At 67.6% G+C, this 19,779-nt stretch carries 13 protein-coding genes and 1 tRNA gene; 7 read left to right on the top strand and 7 right to left on the bottom strand.

Annotation, left to right across the window (positions count from 1 at the left end):
- The first annotated feature begins 4 nt into the window (after positions 1-4).
- The 3 genes from LHP98_RS11145 to LHP98_RS11155 are packed head-to-tail and all read left to right on the top strand — an operon-like array spanning position 5 to position 2,566.
- The gene (locus LHP98_RS11145) at positions 5-826 is read left to right on the top strand and encodes a TatD family hydrolase (RefSeq protein ID WP_227252616.1); all 822 of its coding nucleotides are present in this window, start codon (positions 5-7) and stop codon (positions 824-826) included.
- 1 nt (position 827) lies between these two features.
- Positions 828-1,631, top strand: a complete 804-nt coding sequence (locus LHP98_RS11150; RefSeq protein WP_227252617.1) for an MBL fold metallo-hydrolase — start codon at positions 828-830, stop codon at positions 1,629-1,631.
- Entirely contained in the window at positions 1,628-2,566 is a 939-nt protein-coding gene (locus tag LHP98_RS11155; RefSeq protein WP_227252618.1) for an AEC family transporter, read from the top strand. The genes LHP98_RS11150 and LHP98_RS11155 overlap by 4 nt, the downstream gene beginning before the upstream one ends.
- A gap of 97 nt (positions 2,567-2,663) precedes the next feature.
- Here the strand turns inward: LHP98_RS11155 and LHP98_RS11160 are convergent, their stop codons facing one another.
- The 7 genes from LHP98_RS11160 to LHP98_RS11190 all read right to left on the bottom strand — a co-directional run bounded on the left by LHP98_RS11160 (position 2,664) and on the right by LHP98_RS11190 (position 16,001).
- Entirely contained in the window at positions 2,664-3,635 is a 972-nt protein-coding gene (locus LHP98_RS11160) for an ABC transporter permease (RefSeq protein ID WP_227252619.1), read from the bottom strand.
- Positions 3,636-3,648: 13 nt separating this feature from the next.
- Positions 3,649-4,902 carry an ABC transporter permease gene (locus tag LHP98_RS11165; protein WP_227252620.1) on the bottom strand — a complete coding sequence of 418 codons (1,254 nt, stop codon included), beginning with the start codon at positions 4,900-4,902 and terminating at the stop codon, positions 3,649-3,651.
- 60 nt (positions 4,903-4,962) lie between these two features.
- Positions 4,963-6,030, bottom strand: coding sequence for an ABC transporter substrate-binding protein (locus LHP98_RS11170; protein ID WP_227252621.1), 1,068 nt, complete (start codon positions 6,028-6,030; stop codon positions 4,963-4,965).
- A 65-nt stretch (positions 6,031-6,095) separates the two neighbouring features.
- Complete coding sequence (locus LHP98_RS11175) at positions 6,096-7,196, bottom strand: ABC transporter ATP-binding protein (protein ID WP_227252622.1); 1,101 nt, start codon at positions 7,194-7,196, stop codon at positions 6,096-6,098.
- Between the two features lie 180 nt (positions 7,197-7,376).
- Complete coding sequence (locus LHP98_RS11180) at positions 7,377-13,757, bottom strand: Hint domain-containing protein (RefSeq protein ID WP_227252623.1); 6,381 nt, start codon at positions 13,755-13,757, stop codon at positions 7,377-7,379.
- Between the two features lie 316 nt (positions 13,758-14,073).
- A tRNA-Leu gene (locus LHP98_RS11185) sits at positions 14,074-14,160 on the bottom strand.
- A 92-nt stretch (positions 14,161-14,252) separates the two neighbouring features.
- The gene (locus LHP98_RS11190) at positions 14,253-16,001 is read right to left on the bottom strand and encodes a peptidoglycan-binding domain-containing protein (protein WP_227252624.1); all 1,749 of its coding nucleotides are present in this window, start codon (positions 15,999-16,001) and stop codon (positions 14,253-14,255) included.
- Between the two features lie 102 nt (positions 16,002-16,103).
- On the opposite strand from LHP98_RS11190, the gene lipB reads away from it, so the two are divergent.
- From lipB to LHP98_RS11210, 4 genes are all read left to right on the top strand, one after another.
- Positions 16,104-16,778 (top strand): lipoyl(octanoyl) transferase LipB, encoded by a 675-nt coding sequence (lipB, locus tag LHP98_RS11195; RefSeq protein WP_227252931.1) that lies wholly within the window; start codon positions 16,104-16,106, stop codon positions 16,776-16,778.
- A 131-nt stretch (positions 16,779-16,909) separates the two neighbouring features.
- On the top strand, positions 16,910-17,323 hold the full coding sequence (locus LHP98_RS11200; RefSeq protein WP_227252625.1) for a c-type cytochrome: 414 nt from the start codon (positions 16,910-16,912) through the stop codon (positions 17,321-17,323).
- Positions 17,324-17,529: 206 nt separating this feature from the next.
- Positions 17,530-19,200, top strand: a complete 1,671-nt coding sequence (gene ctaD / locus LHP98_RS11205) for a cytochrome c oxidase subunit I (protein WP_227252626.1) — start codon at positions 17,530-17,532, stop codon at positions 19,198-19,200.
- 90 nt (positions 19,201-19,290) lie between these two features.
- Positions 19,291-19,776: a DUF2244 domain-containing protein gene (locus LHP98_RS11210; RefSeq protein ID WP_227252627.1), complete on the top strand. Its 486-nt coding sequence runs from the start codon at positions 19,291-19,293 to the stop codon at positions 19,774-19,776.
- Positions 19,777-19,779 lie beyond the last annotated feature (3 nt).

Consider the following 19,779-nt stretch of genomic DNA (forward strand, 5'->3'; position numbering starts at 1 on the left):
GGCGATGCATCCCCAGGACACCGGTCCCCTTCCGGACATCGTGGACAGCCACTGCCACCTGGATTTCCCGGATTTCGAGGGCGAACTTGACGCCATCGTCGCCCGCGCCCGCGCCGCCGGCGTGCGCCGGATGCTGACGATCTGCACCCGACGCGCCAGCCTGCCCCGGGTGCAAGAGATCGTCGCCCGCTACGACGGACTCTCCTTTGCCTTCGGCATCCACCCGATGAGCGCGGCCGAACAGGCGCCGATCACCGTGGCCGAACTGGTCGACGCCGCACAGCACCCCAAGATGGTGGCGATCGGCGAGACCGGCCTTGACTATCACTACACCCCCGACAGCGCGACGCTGCAGCAGGCAAGCCTGCGGCGCCACATCGAGGCGGCGCAGGAAACCGGCCTGCCGCTGGTGATCCACGCCCGCGCGGCCGACGAGGATATGGAGGCAATTCTCGCAGAAGGCTTCGCGCGCGCGCCCTACGCTTGCGTGATGCACTGCTATTCTTCCGGGCAAAGGCTGGCCGAGGCGGCGCTGGAGATGGGCTTCTACCTGTCGATGTCCGGCATCGCCGCCTTTCCGAAAAGCCAGGATCTGCGCGACATCTTTGCCCGCGCGCCACTGGACCGCATCCTGGTGGAAACCGACAGCCCCTATCTCGCCCCGCCGCCGTTCCGGGGCCGCCGCAACGAGCCCGCCTATGTGGTGCATACCGCCCGGGTCGGCGCCGGCCTCTTTGGCCTGGGAGAGGCCGAGTTCGCCGCCGCCACCACGGCAAATTTCGACCGCCTGTTCACCAAGGCCGCTCGCCTGGCCGATGCCGCCTGACATGGCCACCCTGCGCTTCACCATCCTCGGCTGCGGTTCTTCGGGCGGGGTCCCTCGACTGGGCGGCGACTGGGGCGACTGCGACCCGACGAACCCCAGGAACCGCCGCCGCCGCTGTTCGCTACTGGTCGAGCGGCTGGAGCCAGCGGGTGCCACCCGGGTTCTGATCGACACCTCGCCCGACATGCGCGACCAGTTGCTGGATGCCGGCGTGGGCACGCTGGACGGCGTGGTCTTCACGCACTCCCATGCCGACCACACCCACGGCATCGACGACCTGCGCCAGGTGGTCTACAACCTCCGCCGCCGGCTGCCGGTCTGGGCCGACGGCCCGACGCAGGACGCGCTGCTGTCGCGCTTCGGCTATGCCTTCGTGCAGCCGGCGGGCAGCCCCTATCCGCCGATCCTGGAATTGAACACCATCGCCGGACCGATCACCGTCGAGGGCGCGGGCGGCGCGCTGACGCTGACCCCTTTCGCGGCCGAACACGGCGCGATGGATGCGCTGGGCTTCCGCATCGGACCGCTGGCCTATCTGCCCGACGCGGTGGACATCCCGGCGGAAAGCTGGCCGCTGCTGATGGGGCTGGACTGCTGGGTGGTCGATGCCCTGCGCCGCAAGCCGCACCCGACCCATGCGCATCTTGAAATGACGCTGGACTGGATCGCCCGGGCGCAGCCGCGGCGCGCGGTGCTGACCAACATGCACCTCGACATGGACCATGCGACCCTGGTCAGGGAACTGCCGCCCGGGATCGAGCCAGCGCATGACGGGATGGTGATCAGCTTCGAGACCGACGTGTGAGCGCGCTTCTCGACGTCATCCTTCCGGTCTTCGTGGTGATCGGCTTCGGCTATGCGCTGACGCGGGCGAAGCTTCTGGACGACACCGCGGTCGATGCGCTGATGCGGTTCGCGCAGAACTTTGCGGTGCCGCTCTTGCTGTTCCGGTCGATCGCGCATCTGGACCTGTCCTCGGCCTATGACGCGGGGCTGATGGTCAGCTTCTACGCCGGCGCCTTTGCCAGCTTTTCGGTCTGCTTCATCGGCGCCATGCTGGTGTTCGGCCGGCCGATGCCGGACGCGGTGGCGATCGGCTTCGCCGGGCTTTTCTCGAACTCGCTTCTCCTCGGCCTGGCGATCACCGAGCGCGCCTATGGCACGGCGGCGCTGGCGGGGAACTACGCGATCATCTCGCTGCACGCGCCCATGCTCTACGGCTTTGGCATCGCCTTGATGGAATGGGCGCGGACGCGGGGGCGGGGGTTGTCGGGGGGGACGCTGGGGCGGCAGATCGCCCGGGCGATCCTGACGCAGTCGCTGGTGATCGGCATCCTGGCCGGGTTCGCGGTGAACCTGGCGGGCGATCCCTTGCCGGGGGTGGTCTGGTCGGCGGTGGACATGATCGCCGGCTCGGCCATCCCGATTGCCCTGTTCGGCCTGGGCGGCGTGCTGGTGCGCTACCGGATCGAGGGCGACATGGGCACGGTGGGGATGATCACCGCCGGCTCGCTGCTGCTGCACCCGGCCGTCGCCTATGGGCTGGGGCGTTGGGTGTTCGAGCTGGAGGTGCCGGCGCTGCGGTCGGCGGTGGTGACGGCGGCGATGGCGCCGGGGGTCAATGCCTATATGTTCGCCCACATGTATGGGGTGGCGAAAAGGGTCAATGCCAGCGCGGTGCTGGTGGCGACGGCGGTCTCGGTCGGCACCGCCTGGGTCTGGCTGGCGCTGCTGCCTTGAGGGTGTCCCATGATGGGACACCAAACGCCGCAAAGGATTCCAAGGGCTTGGCGGCGCGTTTTAGGGATTTGTTAATGAATGCCCGCCTCGCCCGGCCTTAGCGGCCCGTGACACCGCGCAGGCGGTCCGACCGCCGCCGCAACAGCTCGACCACCGTCAGCAGGGCCACCGAGAAGATCACCAGCAGCGTCGCCACCGCCAGGATGGCGGGCGAGATCGCCTCTCGGATGCCGTTGAACATCTGCCGCGGGATGGTCTGCTGTTCGGGGCCGGCGATGAACAGCACCGCCACCACCTCGTCGAACGAGGTGCCGAAGGCAAACAGCGCGCCCGAGATGATGCCGGGCAGGATCAGCGGCATGATGACCTTGAAGAAGGTCGTCCGCGGGTTCGCCCCCAGCGAATGCGCCGCCCGGATCAGCGACTGGTCAAAGCCCGACAGCGTGGCCGTCACGGTGATGATGACGAAGGGAATGCCCAGCACCGCATGGGCCACGATCACGCCCAGATAGGAATTCGCCAGACAGCCCTTGGTCGACAGCACCAGCCCCGCCACCGCCCCCACCGCACTGTCGGGCGCGATGCAGGCCTTGGCGTAGAAGAAGCTCATCCCGACGGCGATGATGATGATCGGAACGATCATCGGGCTGATCAGCAGCGCCATGATCAGCCGCCGATAGGGCATTTCGGGCCGCGACAGGCCCAGCGCCGCAATGGTGCCCAGCGTGGTGGACAGCACGGTGGCCCAAAGCCCGACCCAGAGCGAGTTCTTTGCGGCCTTGACCCAGGTCGCATCGGCCCAGGCGGTGTTCCACCAGGTGCTGTCGCGCGGGCCTTCGGGTGCCGGATGGCCCAGCGTCAGCAGCGTGTCATACCAGCGCAAGCTGTAGCCCGCCGGATCGAAGGCCAGCATCTTTTCGGTGAAGGTGAAGTAGGGCTCGACGTTGAACGACAGCGGAATGACGATCAGGATCGGCGCAATCAGGAACACGAACACCAGCGCGCAGATCACCAGATAGGTGTAGTGCCAGGTGCGTTCCAGCGGCGAGGCATAGGTGGGAAGGGCCATCTGTTGCGCTCCTTTAGCCGAACTTCAGCCGGTCGATGCCGATCAGCCGGTCATACAGCCAGTACAAGAGCAGGATCGCCACCAGCAGCATGGCGGCAAGTGCCGCGGCAAGCGACCAGTTCGACTTGGACATGTGGAAGCTGACGAGGTTCGAGATCAGCTGGCCATCGGCGCCGCCGACCAGCGCGGGGGTGATGTAGTAGCCCACGGCCAGGATGAAGACCAGAAGCGAGCCGGCGGCGATGCCGGGCAGCGTCTGCGGCAGGTAGACCCGGCGGAAGGTGGTCCAGCTGGTGGCGCCAAGGCTGCGCGCGGCACGGGCATAGCTGGGCGGGATCACCCGCATCACCGAATAGAGCGGCAGGATCATGAACGGCAGCAGCACATGCGTCATCGCGACGATGGTGCCGGTCATGTTGTACATCATCGACAGGCGGTCGTCGTCGCTGACCAGCCCCAGGTTGACCAGCGCGCCGTTGATGATGCCCTGTTCCTGCAACAGCGCGATCCAGGCTGTGGTGCGGACCAGAAGCGAGGTCCAGAACGGCAAGAGCACCAGGATCATCAGCAAGGACGACTTGCCCATCGGCAAAGTGGCCAGCAGGTGCGACACCGGAAAGGCCAGCAGAAGGCAGATGAAGGTGATCAGGGCCGAGACCAGGAAGGTCTTGAAGAACAGATACAGGTAGATGCGTTCCTTGTCGCCGCCCTTGGCCCAGCCCTCATCGGTCAGCTTGCGGTCGGCGGCGACGTAGTAGAAATCGGCGGTGTACTTGCTGGCAGCATCCTGCATCCCGCGCCACAGAACGGGCTTGCCCCATTCGGCATCCAGCGCCAGCAGCGCCTCTCTGTAAGGCGGGGCCAGGTCCTTGGCGGCGCGGGCGCCGGCCTTGAACAGGCTGATGGTGCCGGGAACGGTATAGTTGATGCGGGTGCCGACCATGCCTGTGGTCTTGTCCACCTGCATCTTCGCCAGGTCCTGCACCAGCGCGGCATAGGCGGTTTCGGGCGGGTTGGCGGGGTCGAAGCCGGGGTTCTCGGCGAACCAGGCCACCATCGCGGGGGCATTGGCGGCAAAGCCGTCATGCTCGAACGAGCGCTTGAGCATGTAGCCGATCGGAATGAGGAAGGTGAACAGCACGAAGACCAGAAGCGGCACCACCAGCAGGAAGGCCCGCCGGCGCGAGCGCGCCTGCGCGGCGGCCAGCGCCGCCTTGAGCGGGCGGCCATCGGCGGTGGTCAGAAGTTCGGGCGCGGCCTCGGCCATCGGCACATCCTTGAAAGGTGCGGGCGCGAGGGTTGCCCCCCGCGCCCGTCAGGCGTCAGATCACTGCGACAGCCAGGCCTGGAAACGCTCATTCAGTTCCGAGTCGTGGTCGACCCAGAAATCCGCCGAGGTTTCCAGCGCGTTGCCCATGTTCTCGGGCGCGGTCGGCAGGTGCGGTGCCATCACCGTCTTGCCGTCCTTGAAGATGATCTCTTCCAACATCGACGACTTGCGCGCCGGGCCATACGAGATCTGCTGGGCCGAGGCGCGCAGGCCCTCGGTCGTGGTGGCGAACTTGATGAATTCCATCGCCTGTTCCAGGTTCGGCGCACCCTTCGGCACGACGAACATTTCGTTTTCGTAGATCTGGCCATCCCAGACGATCTGGAAGGGTTTGCCTTCGTTCTGGGCGGCGGCGAAGATGCGGCCGTTGTAGGCGGTGGTCATGGCGACCTCGCCGTCGGCCAGAAGCTGCGGCGCCTGGCTGCCGGCTTCCCACCAGACGACTTCCGACTTGATGGTGTCGAGCTTGGCGAAGGCACGGTCGACGCCCTCGGGGGTGTTCAGCGTGGCGTAGACCTCGGCCGCGGGCACGCCGTCCGCCATCAGCGCCAGTTCCAGAACCGCCTTGGCGCCCTTGCGCAGGCCGCGCTTGCCGGGGAATTTCTCGAGGTCGAAGAAGTCGGCGACCTTGGTCGGGCCTTCGGGGAACTTGGTGGTGTCATAGGCGAAGACGTTCGACCAGATGTCGGTCGAGACGGCGCATTCGGTCACGGCGCCGGGCAGGAAGTCGTCGGCGGCCGGGGTGCCGTCGGCGCCCGGGGGCAGGGTGGAAATGTCGATCGGCTCCAGCACGCCTTCGTCACACAGGCGGATGCCGTCGGCGTATTCGACCGAGGCGACGTCGATGGTGACGTTGCCGGCTTCGACCATGGCCTTGATCGCCGGGGCCGGGTTGTCGCTGTCGACCATGATGGTCTTGACGCCGGTCGCGGCCATGAACGGCTTGACGAAGGCTTCGGTCTGGGCCTCGCCATAGGCGCCGCCCCAGGACATGACCGTCACGTCGGCGCTGGCCGAGAAGGCAAGACCGGTGAGGGCGGTGGAAAGGATGAGGATTTTCTTCATGCGTCAGCTCCCTGTTTTGGAACGCGTTTGTCTTCGTCTTGGCCGCCACTTGCCGGCGGCGGGCATCAAGGATCCAGCGCGCGGGCATCCTGCGGATGCCAGCCCACCTTGATCTTCTGGCCGGGGGTCAGTTTCGTCTGCCCCAGCGTGTTGCGCATCTTCATGACAAAGTCGTCGGACCCCGCCACCCGCAGCACCGCGCGCAGGATGTCGCCCATGTAGATCACCTCCAGCACCTCGGCGCCGATGGTGTGGGCGCCGGCCGGCATCATCTCGGGCTTGAATTCCACCCGCTCGGGGCGGATCGAGACCAGCGTCTGCTGGCCCTTTTCCTTGATGTTGACCGCGGTGGCGTCGATCAGCTCTCCGGTCGCCAGGCGCACCAGGGCCTTGTCGCCCTCAAGCTCCTGGATGGTGCCGGGCAGCTTGTTGTTCTCGCCGATGAACTGGGCGACGAAGCTGTTGTCGGGGCGTTCGTACAGGTCGGACGGGCTGGCCAGTTGCTGGATGCGGCCGTCGTTGAAGACGGCGATGCGGTCGGACATGGTCAGCGCCTCGCCCTGGTCATGGGTGACGTAGACCACGGTGATGCCAAGGGATTCGTGCAGGTGCTTGATCTCGAACTGCATGTGTTCGCGCAGCTGCTTGTCCAGCGCGCCGAGGGGTTCGTCCATCAGGACCAGCGCCGGGTCGAACACCAGCGCCCGCGCCAGCGCGATGCGCTGCTGCTGGCCGCCGGACAGTTGCGCCGGGCGGCGGTTGATGAAGCTGCCCATCTGCACCATGTCCAGCGCGCGCTTGACCTTGGCCTCGCGGTCGGTCTTGCCCATGCCGCGCACTTCCAGCGGGAACGAGAGGTTCTCGCCCACCGTCATGTGCGGAAACAGCGCGTAGTTCTGGAACACCATGCCGATGCCGCGCTTGTGCGGCGGGACCGAGTTGATCGGCACCCCGTCCAGCCGGATCTCGCCATGGGTCGCGGTCTCGAACCCTGCCAGCATCATCAGGCAGGTTGTCTTGCCGCTGCCCGAGGGGCCCAGCATGGTCAGGAATTCGCCCTTGGCGATGGACAGGTTCAGGTCCTTCACGACCAGCGTGACGCCATCGTAGCTTTTCTGCACATGCTCGAATGCGACATAAGCGTCGCTTCGGGTCTCTGAAGTCACCCGCGTCTCCCTGAGGCTTCGGCAGGCGATCCTGCGCTCTTGTTGCTGAGACGTAAGCAAATGGCGTCGGGCAATGCAACGGCCAAGTGACAGCGACCGGCACGGCGTCGGATTGCTTGACCGATCAGTCAGGATTCCTGCCGCAACAACGGGCAAACATGTCGCATTTGCATCATGTCTTCAGACGCGCCCCCGAGCCTGCGACCGCAGCACCCGCACCGGCGCGACCCGGCCGGGCCGGCCGCAGGCCGCATCGGCGGCAACGGGGGAATCGGGCAGTGCGGCCGGACGCAGGGCGGGCAGCGCCCGCAGTTGGGCGCCACTCAGCATCGGGCCAAGCTGCGGACCGTAGACCGTGGACAACAACCCCGGCACCGCCAGGCCGGGCGCCAGCGACGGCAGCGCCGCGACAAGTTCCGCCGGCGCCGAAGGCCCCAGCGCCGCCAACCCGCGCGGCCCGGGCCAGAGCGATTCCGTCCACAGGCCGTTGCAGCAGATCAGGCTGTGGCGCGGCAAGAGCAGGTGGTGCCAGGCCATGCCGCGGCAGCCGTCCTGCACCCGGAAGGCGCCCCGGCCCAGCTTGGCCAGTTGCCCCGCCCGCGCCAGCGCCGGCGCCCCGTCCGGCCCGGCCAGCAGCACGGCGTGTTGCCGCGACACCGCCAGCGGCAGGTCGTTGCCCAAGGCCCCCGCCCGGATCAGCACCGGCTTCAGCGAGGGCTGGCGGGCCATCTCGTCCTGCCCGACCACCCGACGCCCGGCCCAGAGCACCGGCCCCGGCCCGTCGGGGGTCACGACCAGATCGCCGGGCCGCAGGGTCTCGATCCGGCGCCGCCCGCCCGGCGTGTCGATCAGCGTGCCCGCCGCCAGACAGGGCAGGCCCATGGTCACGGCGGTTTGCTTGTCGATCAGCGCGGGAGCGACGCCAAGCAGCGTGACCGTCTCGCCCTCGGGGAAGAACAGGACAGTGTTGCCGCTGCCGTCGTCCGCGACCGTCACATCCTGCCAGCGCAGCGGGCTGCCATCGGGGTTGGTCAGGTCTGAAACGTCCAGTTGGTCCAGCGTGCGGCCATCGACGATGTTCATGTCGAAATCATCGACGGTATCGCTGCCGCCGCCCTGGTCGAACCCGAACAGGTCGGCGCCGTCGTTGCCGATCAACGAGTCGTTGCCGGCGCCGCCGCGCAGGGTGTCGTCACCGTCGGCGCCATCCAGCAGGTCGTCGCCGGTGCCGCCCGACAGGCTGTCATCCTCGTCACCGCCGAAAAGACGGTCGATGCCGGCGCCGCCCAGCAGGATATCGTCGCCGCTGCCACCGACGAGGGTGTCGTCGCCCAGGCCGCCATCCAGCGTGTCATCGCTGCCTTCGCCGGCCAGGCTGTCATTGCCCTGCCCGCCAAGAACGCTGTCTGCGCCGAACCCCGCCCGAATGGTCAGGTCAGAGGCGGAAGCGGCGCCATCGACGCTGTCGCCGCCATCCGAAAGCACGATGCCTTCGATCTGCGAGAAGCTGGCCGTCGCGCCGGTGGCGGCAGAGACCAGCTGGCCCGCCTCGCTGCCGGTGAAGGTGACGCTGTAGCCGCCCCCGTCATCATAGACATAAAGCACGTCCTGATCGGTGTCGGCGGCGTCTTCGCCCCCGACCAGGGTATCGCTGCCGTCGGTGCTGCTGAAATACAGCGCGTCCGACCCGGTCCCGCCCGAGACGGTGTCGTTGCCTTCGGCCCCGAGCAGGGTATCGTTGCCGGAGCCGCCGAGAAGCTGATCGTCGCCCAGGCCGCCGAACACCTGGTCGTCGTCATCGCCACCGTCGACCAGATCGTTGCCATCGCCGGCTTCGATGAAATCGTTGCCGGCGCCGCCATAGATCTGGTCGTTGCCCGCCCCGCCGTCGGCACCATCGGCGCCGGTGCCGCCATACAGCGTGTCGTTGCCGTCGTTGCCCGAAATCCAGTCGCTGCCGGCGCCGCCGGCGATCCAGTCGGCCCCGCCGCCACCGTCGATCGCGTCGTCGCCGGCGCCGCCGATGACACTGTCGGCGCCGCTGCCGCCGTTGAACGTCATGCCGTCGGTATCGGCCGAGGCGTCCAGGGTGTCGCCGTAGGCGGTGCCGTTGATGGCCTCGACCCCGGTGATCGTGCCCGAAGCGAGACCGCCGCTGAAGGCATAGCTGACGGAATCGGTGCCGCTGTAGGTGATGGACACGCCCGCGCCGCCGGGCGAGGCGACGAAGGTCGCGGTGTCCCAGTCGTCGATGCCTTCGCCCAGGTCGACGACATCGGTGCCATCGGTGTCTCCGATGGTGACGGCATCATCGCCGGTGCCGCCATAGACGAGGTCATTGCCCGCGCCCGAGGCCAGCATGTCGTTGCCGCCGCCGCCGTCCAGCGTGTCGGCGCCCGCGCCGCCGGTCAGGCTGTCGTTGCCGATGCCGCCGAAGACGGAATCGTTGCCAGCGCCGCCGAGGAAGCTGTCGGCGCCGCCGGCGGTGTTGAAGACGACGCCCTGCGTGCTGGCCGAGGCATCCACGCTGTCGGCGGCGGCGGTGCCGTCGATCCGCTCGATCTCGGTGAAACTGCCGCTGCCGGTGGTGGCATAGGCGTAGGTCCCCGCCTCGGTGCCGGTGTAGGTGACCGAGACGCCCGAGGTGCCGGTCCAGGTCGGGTCGAAGGCCAGGGTGTCGTCATCGGTGCCGCCGGCGCCGCCGGTGATGGTGTCAATGCCCTCACCCGCGGCGACGTAGATGACGTCGGCGCCGGTGCCGCCGTCGATCTGGTCGTTGCCGGTGCCGGCCAGAAGCGTGTCGTTGCCGTCACCGGCCAGAACAGTGTCGTTGCCGGTGCCGCCATCCAGCCAGGAGGCGCCGGACATGTCCGACAGGTAGTCGTTGCCGGCGCCGCCATAGGCGATGTCGTTGCCCGCGCCGGTCAGCAGCCAGTCGTCGCCGTCGCCGCCGGTCAGGCTGTCGTTGCCGGCATCGCCGTTCAGCGTGTCGTTGCCGGCGCCGCCGCTGACCGTGTCGTTGCCGTCGCCGCCTTCGAACCCGTCGGCGCCGCTGCCGCCGGTCAGGCTGTCGTCGCCCGCTTCGCCGCGCAGATGGGTGGCGGTCGTGACAGCAGAGGCATTGATGGTGTCGTTGCCGGCGGTGCCCGACACGTCTTCGATCTGCGCGAAGGAGCCGACGCCGCCGCCCGCGAAGGTGTAGATGCCGCCTTCCTCGATGGTGAAGGTGACGTTGACGCCGCCGCCGACCGGCGCGGTGGTGAAGTCCAGATAGTCGTAGTCGGCGCCGGTTTCGCCGCCGAAGGCGGTATCGGCGCCTTCGCCCGCGCCGATCTGGAACAGGTCGGAATCTGCGCCGCCATCCATGTAGTCGTTGCCGCCGCCGCCGGTCAGCGTGTCGGTGCCGGCATCGCCCGTCAGGAAGTCGTTGCCCAGCCCGCCGTTCAGCACGTCGGCGCCGTCGCCGCCAGAGGCCGTGTCGTTGCCGTCGCCACCGTTCAGGATGTCGTTGCCGGCGTCGCCGCGCAGGCTGTCGTCTCCGGTGCCGGCTGCGACCGTGTCATTGCCGTCGCCAAGCAGCAGGGTGTCGTTGCCCGCGCCTGAGGAGACGATGTCGTCGCCGGTTCCCGCGTCGATGCTGTCGGCGCCCGAGCCGCCGGTGACGTTGTCGTTGCCGGCGCCGGTGGCGTAGGTCATCCCCCAGGTGTCGGCGGCGCCGTTGATGGTGTCGGCATAGGCGGTGGTGTTGATCGCCTCGATCTCGGAGAAGTTCAGCGTGTTGCCGCTGCTGGTGGCCGTGCCGGTGCCGTTGCCGGTCAGGGTGACGCTGGCCGCGGTCGGGATGGTGGTCAGGTTGAGAGTGTCGAAATCATCGCCGCCCTCGCCGCCGACCACGCTGTCGCCGGCGCCGGCCAGGAAGGTGTCGCGCCCGTCGCCGCCGTAAAGCGTGTCGTTGCCCCCGGTCAGGTCGTAGCTGGTGGTGATCGTGTCATTGCCGGCGCCGCCATAGACGATGTCGTTCGAGGACCCGCCGGTGATGTTGATGCTGTCGTTGCCGAGGCCGCCGTCGATGGTGTCGGACAGGCTGTCGCTACCGGTCATCGTCAGCCTGTCGTTGCCGTCGCCCAGGGTGATGCTGTCGGCCCCGGCGCCGCCAACCACGACATCGGAGCCATAGCCCGCGTCGATGGTGTCGTTGCCGCCGCCGCCGGTCAGGCTGTCGTCGCCGATGCCGCCGAAGACCGAATCCGCGCCGGCCCCGCCGACGAAGGTGTCGTTGCCGCCGCCGGCGTTGAAGGTCGTTCCGGTCGTGGCGACCGATGCATTGACGCTGTCCGATGCGGCCGTGCCATCCAGACGCTCGATATCCGTGAAGGTGCCGCTGCCGGCGCCGCTGGCGTAGGCGTAGCTGCCCGCCTCATTGCCGGTAAAGGTGACGTTGACCCCGATGCTGCCGGTCCAGTTCGGGTCGAAGGACAGGGTATCGGAGTCCAGCCCGGCCGAGCCGCCCAGGATCGTGTCGACGCCCTGGCCGGCAGCGATGTAGAAGGTATCGGCCCCGGCCTCGCCCGACAGGCTGTCGTTGCCGATGCCGCCATCCAGCGTGTCGTTGTCCAGGCCGCCGAGAAGGGTGTCGTTGCCCGCCCCGCCATCCAGCCAGGAGGCCCCCGAGACATCGGTGACCTGATCGTCGACGAAATCGTCCCCGTCGCCGCCATAGACCGTGTCATTGCCGGCGCCGGTCCAGATGGTGTCGTTGCCGGCGCCGCCGTCGATCAGGTTGCTGCCGGACTCAAAGCCGCCACCGATGTCGTCGATACTGTCGGCGCCGTCGCCGCCATAGACGGTGTCGTTGCCGCTGCCGAAATAGATGATGTCGTTGCCGGCGCCGCCATCCAAGACATCGGACCCGGCCCCGCCGCCGATCCAGTCGTTGCCGGTGCCGCCATAGATCGTGTCGGCCGCGCCTTCGTCGACCTGGACGCCGGTGCCACCCGTGCCCAGGTTCATCGCGTCGTAGCCGACCAGCGTGTCGTCGCCGTCGCCGCCGTCGATGCTGTCGGCACCGCCCGCACCCTCGATGCGGTCGTTGCCGGCCTCGCCCAGCAGGGAATCGCTGCCGGTGCCGCCCAGCAGCGTGTCGTTGCCGTCGCCGCCGTAGGAGGCGTCGTTGCCCGAGGTATTGCTCAGTTGGTCGTCGCCGGCCTCGCCCCAGAGCGTGTCGCTGCCGGCCGCACCGTTGATGATGTCGTTGCCGGTGCCGCCGAGAAGCGCGTCGTTGCCCGAGCCGCCGGTGATGCTGTCGGCGCCGCCCAGGCCAAGGATGGTTTCGCCGTTGGTGTCGGCCGAGGCGTTCAGCGTGTCGTTGTAGTCGGTGGCGGTGATCTTCTCGATGCCGGTGAACTGGCCCGAGGCATAGCCGCCGGAAAAGGCATAGCTGCCCGCATCCGCGCCGGAAAAGGTGACCGAGACGCCGTTGGTCGAGGCGTAGTTGCCGAACCACAGTTCATCCAGATCGCCGCTCTCTTCGCCGCCGTCGATGGTGTCGGTCTGGTGGTCGTCGGTGATGATGAAGGCATCGTTGCCGGTGCCGCCGAACAGGCTGTCCGACCCGACGCCGCCCGACAGGATGTCATCGCCGGCATCACCGTAAAGCGTGTCGTTCTCGCCGCCGCCGATGAGGATATCGTTGCCGTTGCCGCCATAGGCCAGGTCGTTGCCGGCTTCGTTGGACCAGTCGCCAAAGCTGTCGTTGCCATCGCCCAGTTCGACCCGGTCGTTGCCGAAATTGCCGATGACCGTGTCGTCGCCCGCACCGCCATAGATCAAGTCGCTTTCGGTGCCGCCGTCGATGCTGTCGTTGCCGTAGTCGCCGTAGATCGTGTCGGCGCCCTGCCCGCCGGTGATGGTGTCGTTGAAGTCGTTGGTGAAGTTGAAGCTGGTCTGGGTGCCGACTTCGTAGATCGCCAGCTTTTCCCCGGTGGCGGCATCGGTCAGATAGAAGAACTGATCGGAGTAGGTGTCACCGCTCAGGGACTGGCCGGGCGAGAGCGTGCCGGCATACAGCGACACGCCGCTCTGGTCGATCGAATAGGCGTCCAGCGTCAGGGTCGAGTTGTTGGTGAAGGTGATCGTCACCGGATTTATGCCCGGCCCCGAGGGGTAGGCCGCCGGGTCGAAGGTGCGGATGTCGCCGCGGATCAGGTCGGCGCCGTCGTTGCCGATCAGGCTGTCCGATCCCTGGCCACCCTGGACGGTATCGTTCTCGGTGCCGCCATCGACGGTGTCATTGCCATCGTCGCCGGCGATGGAATCGGTCCCCGCGCCACCGTTGACCAGATCGTTGCCGGTGCCGCCGACCACCGTGTCGGATCCGTTCTCGCCGTAAAGCGTGTCGTTGCCCAGGGACCCCTTGACCGCGTCGTTGCCATCGCCGGCATAGACCAGGTCATCCCCCGCGCCCGCCGAGATGCTGTCGCTGCCGGCGTTGGCATAGAAGCTGTCGTTGCCGGCGGTGCCGGTGAGCGTGTCGTTGCCGGTGGTGCCGCTATAGGTGGCCAAGGGTCACCTCCGCAGCCGGCTGCAAGGCACGACCGGGCTGACGGATCCGGCACCCGCCGTTCCGTCGTGCCTGGAACCCAACACCCCGCGCCCGATCCTTGCCCGGCATTCCTTGCTTCACCGCCTTGACGGGCACCGTGCGCCCGCTTCCGTCCAGATTTGGCGGAGAGCCGCTAAGTCTCGGTTAAGCGTCGAATTTGATTTGAATTGTCAGGGAATGACGTGGCCGGATCGGCAACCGGTCCTGCGACCGCACAGGAAACCGCACTGGGAACCGCACAGAGAAAGGCCCGGCGCCTGTGAAGGCCCGGGCCGGTGGTGCGGATGAAAAGACTCGAACTTTCACTCCGGTTAAGGAACAGCGACCTCAACGCTGCGCGTCTACCAATTCCGCCACATCCGCAACGATCCGGCTTCCGGGTGGCAGCTAGATAGCGACAGTCGCAGGCGAAGGGAAGGGGCTTTTTGCGCCCCTTCCAGGGGGATCGGGGCGGCTTAGAAGCCGACCGCGAAGATCATCAGCGGCGCGCGCGCCAGGCCCATCGCCACGTCCGATCCGATCTGCATCAGTTCGGGATTGGGGTTGGACATCGGCTGGGTCGCGGCCAGAGCCGGCGCGGGTTCGACCGCCTCTGGCAGTGGCGCGGGTTCGACCGGCGGCGCCTCGACGACGGCTTGCGCCACCGGCTCGACCGGTGCCGCGGGGGCGGGGTCGGCCTCGGGCACGGCCACCGCGGCCACCGCTGCGGGCGCCACCGGCGCCGTCTCTTCCGGCACCGCCGCGACGGCGGTCTCGGGCGCCTCGGGCGTCACCGCAAAGGACGGCAGCGCGGCCTCTTCGATCTTGGGCTGCGGCGCCAGTTCCCAGGCCCGGCCGGCGATGCTGAACGAGGCCTTGCGGATCAGGTCGTCGCGGCCGGACATGCCGGGGGCGAAGACATCGGTGCCGCCGTCCAGCGTCTTGAGCGCCATCTCATACCAGCCGATCGCCAGGTCGGGCCGCTGGGTCGCGCCATAGCCCTGGGCCAGGTGGTGGCCCAGCAGTTCGGCATAGCCGGTCTCGCCCATTGCGGTCAGCATCAGCGCCGAGCCGATGGCAATGTCCATCTGGTCGGCCTTGTAGCCGACGCTCAGGCAGACCTTGGCGGTGCCCGACAGTTGCGCCGGCGACATGCCGGATTGCAGGATGAAGGCCTCGACCCCGGCCAGCACCTCATCGGCGGGCCGCATCGACAGCGCGGCGACCTGGTCCTTCAGCACCGGCCCGAAGCCGGCGCATTGCGCGGCGATCTGGTCGGGGGTGAAGCCTGCGACCTTGGCCGCCAGCGCATCGCCGGTGGCAATCGCCGCGGCGCGGGTCAGGCAGAGCTGTTCGGACAGCGCGGCGTTGGCGTCGGTCATCGTCTCGGCGGTGGCATAGCCGCCGTTGGTGCCGGCGGCCAGCGTCACCGCGTTGCAGTTGGACGACAGCGCGCCCTTGCCGCCGTTGGGGTCCATGAACGAGGGCAGTCCGGGTTCGGCCGCGGCCACCTCGGGTTCGGGGTCGACCACGGGGGCCGGTGCGGGCGCCGGTTCGGTCGCCACGGTGATCGGGGCGGGGGCCGCAACGGGGGCCGGAACCGGCGCAGGCGGCGGTGCGTCGGACACGATGGCGCCGGCCACCGTCGCCCCGACGACCGACCCCTGCGCCGGCGCCGTCGGCGCAACGGCGGCGGTGACCGGACCCGAGGCCCGCATCTCGTCGCGCTGCGCCAGCAGCACGCCCTTCATGCCGTAGGGGCTGCCCGAGACGATCTCGGCGATGGCCGAGCCGCCGGCTTCGGCCCGGACATGCGAGGTGACCAGGACGGTGCGCTCTTCCTCGGTCAGCTGGCCGGTCGCCGGGTAGCCCAGGAAGGCCTGGTAGTCCGAGATCGCGGCGCGGCTTTTCGGGCCGATGGCGCCGTCGGCGGTGCCGACCGGCCAGCCGAAGTAGTTCAGCGCCTGCTGCACCTCGATGTTGGCCGCCTTCTGTTCGGCCGAGATGCCGCTCGACTTGGACTTGCTCGACTTCGATTTCGCCTTGCCGGAGGATTTCTTCTTCTTCTTCGATTCCTCGTTGATCGCGGCACCGATGATGCCGCCGACGATCAGCCCGGCGATCACGTCCTTGCCGTCCGCATGCGCGGGCGCGACAAAGGGCGACACCGGGGCAAACGACAGCGAGGCGACGAGGGCGCTGGTTGCAAAGGCCTTGGTCTTCATTGCATCACTCCAACGGATGAGCAGAGGGAAATCTGCGTCGATGCTACCACGGCGCGCGGGCCTGAAAAGGCCGGATTTCCTGATCCGCAGGCGAAAGGGCCGATAATTTTGGTCGAATGGACGCATATTCCGGGGCTGGCACCCTATGAAGCCACGCTGGCCGCGATGGAAGCGCGGGCCGAAGCCATCGCGCAGGGCGCGGCGGACGAGGCGATCTGGCTCCTGGAGCACCCGCCGCTTTACACCGCCGGCACCTCGGCGCGCGCGGCGGACCTGATCGATCCGGGCCGATTCCCGGTCTACACCACCGGGCGCGGCGGGCAGTATACCTATCACGGGCCGGGGCAGCGGGTGGTCTATGCCATGCTGGACGTGCGTGCGAGAGGCGGCGACGTGCGCTGTTTCGTGCGCGCCCTGGAGGACTGGGTGATCGCCGCGCTGGCGCAGTTCAACGTCCGCGGAGAAATCCGCCCGGGCCGCGTCGGCGTCTGGGTGGTGCGGCCCGACCGCCCGGCAAATGCCGACGGCAGCCCGGCCGAGGACAAGATCGCCGCCATCGGCATCAAGCTGCGGCGCTGGGTCAGCTTCCACGGGTTGTCGATCAACGTCGAGCCGGACCTGAGCCATTTCGCCGGCATCGTGCCCTGCGGCATCCGCGACCACGGGGTGACCAGCCTGGTCGATCTTGGCCTGCCGGTGACGCTGGCCGACCTCGACGTGGCACTGCGGTCCAGCTTCGACAAGGTCTTTGCCGAAGGACCCGCCTGCCGGCGCTAAGTCCTGCCTGCCGGCGCTGATTTCGGATATCAGGCCAAAGCTGCAGGCCTGCTATTGCATAGCAACCCCCCCTCGCCCCATGTTGCGGGCACGGTGTCGAAGCCTCGGCACCATCCACGATGAGGACCACCATGACCAAGTTCACCCTGCTGGCCGCCACCTTTGCCGCCCTTGCCGCGGCCCCCGCGCTGGCGGGCGACCCGGCCGCCGGCGAGGCCGAATTCAAGAAGTGCAAGGCCTGCCATTCGATCGTGGCCCCGGACGGGACCGAGATCCAGAAGGGCGGCAAGACCGGCCCGAACCTTTACGGCGTGGTCGGTCGCCCGGTCGCCTCGGACCCCGACTTCAAGTATGGCGACGGCATCAAGGCCGCCGGGGCGACCGGCGCGGTCTGGGATCAGGCCGCCATCGCGGCCTATGTCGTGGACCCCGCGGCCTGGCTCAAGCAGGTCTCGGGCGACGACGGCGCCAAGTCGAAGATGTCGTTCAAGCTGGCGGCCGGCGGCGAGGATGTCGCGGCCTATCTGGCCTCGGTCGCCCAGTAACCGTCACGGCGCCCATCCGTTCCTCCCTTCGCCGCGGCCGGTGCCCCCACCGGCCGCGGTTTCGTTTTCCCGCCCCAATCAGATTTGATCTGGGTCAAATCGCGGATTGAATGCCGCAACGACGAAGGCTAGAGTCACCTTATCAAGGGAACCGGGTCTGCGGAGCCAACCGCCGGCCGTGACCGGACGAGTGAACGGGAGAGGCCATGGCCGACGCAGCCATCCACGGGCATGACCATGAGGCGCGAAGCTTCTTTTCGCGCTGGTTCATGTCGACGAACCACAAGGACATCGGCATCCTCTACCTCTTCGTGGGCGGGTTCGTCGGCCTGATCTCGGTGGCCTTCACCGTCTACATGCGCATGGAACTGATGCACCCGGGCGTGCAGTACATGTGCCAGGAGGGCATGCGCCTGACCGCTGCCGCGGTCGAGGACTGCACCCCGAACGGCCATCTGTGGAACGTGATCGTTACCGCGCATGGCATCCTGATGATGTTCTTCGTGGTGATCCCGGCGCTGTTCGGCGGCTTCGGCAACTACTTCATGCCGCTGATGATCGGCGCGCCGGACATGGCCTTTCCGCGGCTGAACAACCTGTCGTTCTGGCTGTATGTCGCCGGCACCTCGCTGGCCATCGCCTCGGTCTTTGCGCCGGGGGGCAACGGGCAGGCCGGCTCGGGCGTCGGCTGGGTGCTGTATCCGCCGCTGTCGAACCGCGAGGACGGCTTTTCGCTGGATCTGGCGCTGTTCGCGGTGCACCTGAGCGGCGCCTCGTCGATCCTGGGTGCGATCAACATGATCACCACCTTCCTGAACATGCGCGCGCCCGGCATGACCATGCACAAGGTGCCGCTGTTTGCCTGGTCGATCTTCGTCACAGCCTGGCTGATTCTGCTGTCGCTGCCGGTGCTGGCCGGCGCGATCACCATGCTGATCACCGACCGCAACTTCGGCACCGCCTTCTTCAAGCCCGAGTTCGGCGGCGACCCGATCCTGTACCAGCACATCCTGTGGTTCTTCGGCCACCCCGAGGTCTACATCATCGTCATTCCGGCCTTCGGGATCATCAGCCACGTCATCTCGACCTTCTCGAAAAAGCCGATCTTCGGCTATCTGCCGATGGTCTATGCCATGGTCGGGATCGGTGTCTTGGGCTTCGTGGTCTGGGCGCACCACATGTATACCGTGGGCCTGTCGCTGACCCAGCAAAGCTATTTCATGCTGGCGACAATGGTGATCGCGGTGCCCACCGGCATCAAGGTGTTTTCCTGGATCGCCACGATGTGGGGCGGCTCGGTCGAGTTCAAGACGCCGATGCTGTTCGCCTTCGGTTTCCTGTTCCTGTTCACCGTCGGCGGCGTGACCGGCATCGTGCTGAGCCAGGCGCCGATCGACCGGGTCTACCACGACACCTACTATGTGGTGGCGCATTTCCACTATGTGATGAGCCTGGGCGCGGTCTACGGAATCTTCGCCGGGGTCTATTACTGGATCGGCAAGATGTCGGGCCGGCAATACCCGGAATGGGCGGGGCAGGTGCATTTCTACCTGATGTTCATCGGCAGCAACCTGACCTTCTTCCCGCAGCATTTCCTGGGCCGCCAGGGCATGCCGCGCCGCTACATCGACTACCCCGAAGCCTTTGCCTTCTGGAACTATGTCTCGTCGATCGGCGCGATGATCGCCTTCGCCTCGTTCGTGCTGTTCCTTGGCATCGTGTTCTACACCCTGTTTGCCGGCCGTCGGGTGACCCAGAACAACTACTGGAACGAATACGCCGACACGCTGGAATGGACCCTGCCCTCGCCGCCGCCCGAACACACCTTCGAGCAGCTTCCCAAGCGCGAGGACTGGGACAAGGCCCACGCACACTGAGCGCCCTCAGGCGCGGTCGGGCCCAAGGCCCCGGGCTTGCGCCCGGGGCCGTTTGTTTTGGGCAAGGACACCCGCGATCCCGGACATTCCATGCCCTATGAATGGCATCCCCCGCAGGACCGGACCCAACGGCTGCGACTCTGGCCGCACCGCTCGCTGTCGTCGCGCGGGTTCGTCTGGTTCATCGGGCTGACCGCGCTGCTGATCGGCGTGCCGCTGCTGGCGGTGATCGGCAGCCCCGTGCTTTGGGGGTTGCTGCCCTTTGTGGCGGCGGCGGTCTGGGCGATCTGGGTTGCGTTGCGCAAGAACGGCCGCGACCGCGCCATCGTCGAAGTCCTGTCCTTCAGCGAAACCGAGGTCACGCTGGTCCGCCACGGGCCGCATGGGCGGCGGCAGGAATGGCGGGCAAACCCGCATTGGCTGCGGCTGACCCTGCATGAAACCGGCGGGCCGGTGCCGAACTACCTGACGCTTGGCGGCGCCGAGCGCGATGTCGAACTTGGCCGCTTCCTGTCCGAGCCAGAGCGCATCGCGCTGTATCGCGATCTCCGCGCCCGGTTGGCGGCGCTGCAGTGACCT

The organism is Rhodobacter sp. Har01 (genome assembly GCF_020564565.1).
In the GTDB taxonomy this organism is placed as follows: Bacteria; Pseudomonadota; Alphaproteobacteria; order Rhodobacterales; family Rhodobacteraceae; genus Pseudogemmobacter.

What these genes read in the sequence shown, in the direction of transcription:
- LHP98_RS11165 (WP_227252620.1), bottom strand. Translation starts at nt 4,902, where the DNA reads ATGGCCGAGGCCGCGCCCGAACTTCTGACCACCGCCGATGGCCGCCCG.
- LHP98_RS11170 (WP_227252621.1), bottom strand. Translation starts at nt 6,030, where the DNA reads ATGAAGAAAATCCTCATCCTTTCCACCGCCCTCACCGGTCTTGCCTTC.
- LHP98_RS11150 (WP_227252617.1), top strand. Translation starts at nt 828, where the DNA reads ATGGCCACCCTGCGCTTCACCATCCTCGGCTGCGGTTCTTCGGGCGGG.
- LHP98_RS11145 (WP_227252616.1), top strand. Translation starts at nt 5, where the DNA reads ATGCATCCCCAGGACACCGGTCCCCTTCCGGACATCGTGGACAGCCAC.
- ctaD (WP_227252626.1), top strand. Translation starts at nt 17,530, where the DNA reads ATGGCCGACGCAGCCATCCACGGGCATGACCATGAGGCGCGAAGCTTC.
- LHP98_RS11200 (WP_227252625.1), top strand. Translation starts at nt 16,910, where the DNA reads ATGACCAAGTTCACCCTGCTGGCCGCCACCTTTGCCGCCCTTGCCGCG.
- LHP98_RS11190 (WP_227252624.1), bottom strand. Translation starts at nt 16,001, where the DNA reads ATGAAGACCAAGGCCTTTGCAACCAGCGCCCTCGTCGCCTCGCTGTCG.
- LHP98_RS11160 (WP_227252619.1), bottom strand. Translation starts at nt 3,635, where the DNA reads ATGGCCCTTCCCACCTATGCCTCGCCGCTGGAACGCACCTGGCACTAC.
- LHP98_RS11210 (WP_227252627.1), top strand. Translation starts at nt 19,291, where the DNA reads ATGCCCTATGAATGGCATCCCCCGCAGGACCGGACCCAACGGCTGCGA.